At 43.6% G+C, this 3,702-nt stretch carries 1 protein-coding gene; it reads right to left on the bottom strand.

Annotation, left to right across the window (positions count from 1 at the left end; all coding sequences use genetic code 11):
- Positions 1 to 242: 242 nt before the first annotated feature.
- Complete coding sequence (locus QUA38_RS27990; RefSeq protein WP_333167645.1) at positions 243 to 1,445, bottom strand: glycosyltransferase; 1,203 nt, start codon at positions 1,443 to 1,445, stop codon at positions 243 to 245.
- Positions 1,446 to 3,702 lie beyond the last annotated feature (2,257 nt).

Raw genomic sequence — 3,702 nt, 5'->3', positions numbered from 1 at the left:
TGGAGACAATAACATCGATAACCGGATGGGATTACATTCTATCGGCACTAAATACTGTAGCATAATTTTGGAGAAATGGTATTACTTCTTCCCTGGTCCCTCAATATCTATCTGTTAAATCCCTTAAATCCATTACACCATCCGTTGGTTATCTTCCGTATTCCTCCTGACTAATGACTAATCCAAAAAGCTGAGACCTTAGTTTCATTTCCCAGATTCATCTGTGGAGTAAATCTCAAATCTCAAATCTCAAATCGATTGACTTCCCCTTTAAGTTCCTGCAACCGCTTGCGAGAATAAAAATAAGCCATCGGCCCGCTAATGCACCCCCGCAGTTGAGCCAAAAGTAAGTCACTAGGAATACAGCCCGGTTGCTTTCTCCAAGAAGCAATTAATTCAGGAATTTGCTTATACCGCAGCCATCCCCAAGCTAATAGAGGTACACTGAATTCTCTGTTGATTACAAACAGCCGCGTCCAGAAAGCATAGACTCCGATTCCGTAGCCTTGGAGCGTTTTTTGCAATTCTTCCCAAGTGCGCCGATGGCGGTGCCAGCTCAATGCTCTCGGCTCGTAGACAATGCAGTAACCCGCGCGCAAAATGCGGGCAAATAGTTCACAGTCTTCGCCCCCCACCGTAGGTGTTCCCGCCCCCAAAGCTTCGTCAAACAGGCCAATGTAGTCGATCAAACTTTTCCGCACAGCCATACTCGCTGAAACTCCCACAAGATGGACAATCAGAGGATTGCAGTGCGCCCCGTCAACTACTCGGCGCTCAAATCCCCGCCCGTGAGGGCTGTAGCACTCAAACCATTCTTGCGCTTCGGTTTCCAGTTCTAAGGGCATCACCAGCCCCGTGACGCACATCACTCGCGGATCGCTAAAATTCCACAAGAGCGATCGCAGCCAGTTCGGATCGGGGGCAGCATCATCATCTGTAAATGCTACGAATTCGTGTTTAGCTTCGCATAAAGCTCGGTTGCGGGCAGCGCTAGATCCCGGTAAGTCTTCGCGCACATAGCGGACTTTTGGGTAATTTTTGATTAGTTCCTTGGTAGCGTCCGTGCTGGGACAATTGTCAATTACCAGGTATTCCTGACCATCATCTGGCAGCAGCATCAGCGCGTCTAGACAGCGCCGCAAATCTTCCGGTCGATCGCGCGTGCAAACGGCTACTGTGGCGATCGGCAATGCCTCCACCGACCCCCGCTCATCCCATTCTAAAGTGTCGTAGAGCAAGTTTTTCCACAAGTTGTCACCAGCACCATTCCTCAGTGTTTTCCGTAATTCGTCACCGCCAATGCGGCCTCCGACTACGGACAAAAGAGCTTGACCGATCGGTTTTCCGTGCAGTCGAATTAAAATCAAGGCTTTGCTGTAACGCTCCTCAACCGTAATTTCTGGCGGGAGTTTGGAGATTTCCAGCTCAAGAATAGCTGTTGCCATTTTAGATTTTAGATTTTAGATTGCGAAAAAATCCTAGATACTCCGTATATTACCGGATGTATTTCAGCAGAAATTGTTTTAGGGGATAGCAACTTCTCAATGCCATACTTCCCGATTGCCTATCGCGAATCAAATATAAAGCCTCATTTCGTTATGCCTATTATTTATTTTTACTTTCGATGACCTGCTGATGTCAAGTTTTTTCTTACATAATATTTTTTATCGAAAACCTTCGCACCTAGATCCACGTGTCAATTGCAGCCGTGATTGGCCAGCGGCGCCCTCCCCAGCCTCCCCATTCATACCCAATCTAAAAACCAGCTTTTTTTATAAAACCCAGTTTGTGCAATTGCCCCTCATTTCAGCTTTAATTGCGATCGGGTACTATTCTCTAAAACATACCAAACAATTCAACCCTCTCGCAATTAAAACTTTCGCCAGCAGTAATTATTCTATAATCCCAATTACGCTGTTAGAATAATGAGAGCGCCACTTAATTTTTTTAAAGCTAAAACCTAACAAATTGCGCCAAGACAAATACCATGTATGTCTTGGATTGGTAGTTTTATCTAAGAATGCGTCCTATACAAAACACTGTATGAGTTCAAGACTCTACCCACATTGAGGATATTTTTACCTACTTATTTAAGCGACCTAAATGAGTTGAGATAGTCCAATTTATACACCATCGAAGCAGTATTGTTTGAGTCAAATGTTTATTTAAGGTTATTGTTGCCGAGATTTAGCAGGTTAAATAAGTCATTTACGGCTTCATTCATTCATAAACTAAACTCTCAAAATTACTTGTATCTCTACGTTAAAATTGGCAGAACGACGAGTTTCAGTCAATCGATTGCGCGATTTTAGATTTTAGATTGACCCCACGGATAAATCCGGGGGCTTGAGGATTTTAGATTTTAGATTGATCCCGCGGATAAATCTGGGGGCTTGTACCATCAAGAAATTCTTGGTCAGTTATCTAGAATCTGTGCAAAGCGCAGCAGTCATTTCCTGACTGCAGTCAAAAAACTGGAATTTAGCACAAATCCAACGATTATGTTCGAGAACTACGAGGTGATGTCTGACTTAAAACCAAGCTATTACACTCTGTTTAAGCCGCCACTGGTTAGCTGACAAACAGCTCAAAAACTCCACCCCAAACAATACCCAAATGATAAAAAACCGAAGATTACAGACTGGTTAAAGACTTATATACCTGAGATTATTTCTGGCAACTTACTGGGATTTGTAGAGGATAAATATCGTCCATTGTCGGGGGATTTATCTGGCTATGTTTGGGGTAAAAAAAAACACATCGTTTTGTCCCCCAGTCAAAGAGCGGAGTAAACAAACCTATTATGGGGAAGTCAGTCGATTTTAGATTTGAGTTTTGAGACTTCGGCGAGACTTTGGGCGAGCCGTCGAGCCCCGCTCAGTCTCGCCGGGCTCAGACGTTGGGCGAGCTGCCGAGTCGCCCTTCGAACGATTTGAGATTTACTCCACAGATGAATCTGGAGCTTGAACAAGAGTCTAAAACTTTGGGCTGCAGGCGATTCCTGTCGGAAACTTATATCCATTTTTGGGCGGGGTCAATGGATGTTAGATTTTAGATTTTAGATTTTAGATTTTAGATTTTAGAATTGAAGCATAGACCCCACGGATAAATTCGGGGGGCAAGTTTCATCGGATATAGGTTTTTTATTTCTCCAGGGATGAATCCGAGGGCTTGTATCGTGGATGCTTGCGGTCAAAAAGCCATTTAAACTCTCTCTTGGATAGCCAGAAGGTTTGCTGAGAAGAATGTATCAAACTTTTGCAAAGAAACCGATCAAACTCATAAAGTCTCTCTCTGACCTGACAAAAGCAGTTAGCTAGCACGATGCTGGTTCTCAGTTTTTCAGATTGGACAATACACGGCGCTGAAAACCCTAAAAATGAAGAATTGTAAAGTTTTATCAAGATGTTTGGGCATCTGAATTAAAATCTTCTCATAAAAAAGACGAGCTTTTACCAAGCGCAAATTGTGGAAAAAGGTTTAAAACCCAGAATATGAGATCGAGCTCGTTGCTCTTATATGGTGCAATAAAATGTAACTTTTGATGCAAGAACCAGTAGCATGAACTTTGTCGAAGGCCCAATGCCGATCAGGCAAATGCCTTCGGAAAATAACCTTCTTGGCGTGCATCAAATCTTAAGTGCAATTACTTTCCTTGCACGAGAGCCGGAGCCTTCGAGCAAACATTTAGCTCTAGGGCTT

It is taken from the genome of Microcoleus sp. Pol12B4 (assembly GCF_036701385.1).
Lineage (GTDB): Bacteria > Cyanobacteriota > Cyanobacteriia > Cyanobacteriales > Microcoleaceae > Microcoleus.
The sequence above is the reverse complement of the archived record's forward strand: the minus strand, read 5'-3'. Positions and strand labels throughout refer to the sequence as shown.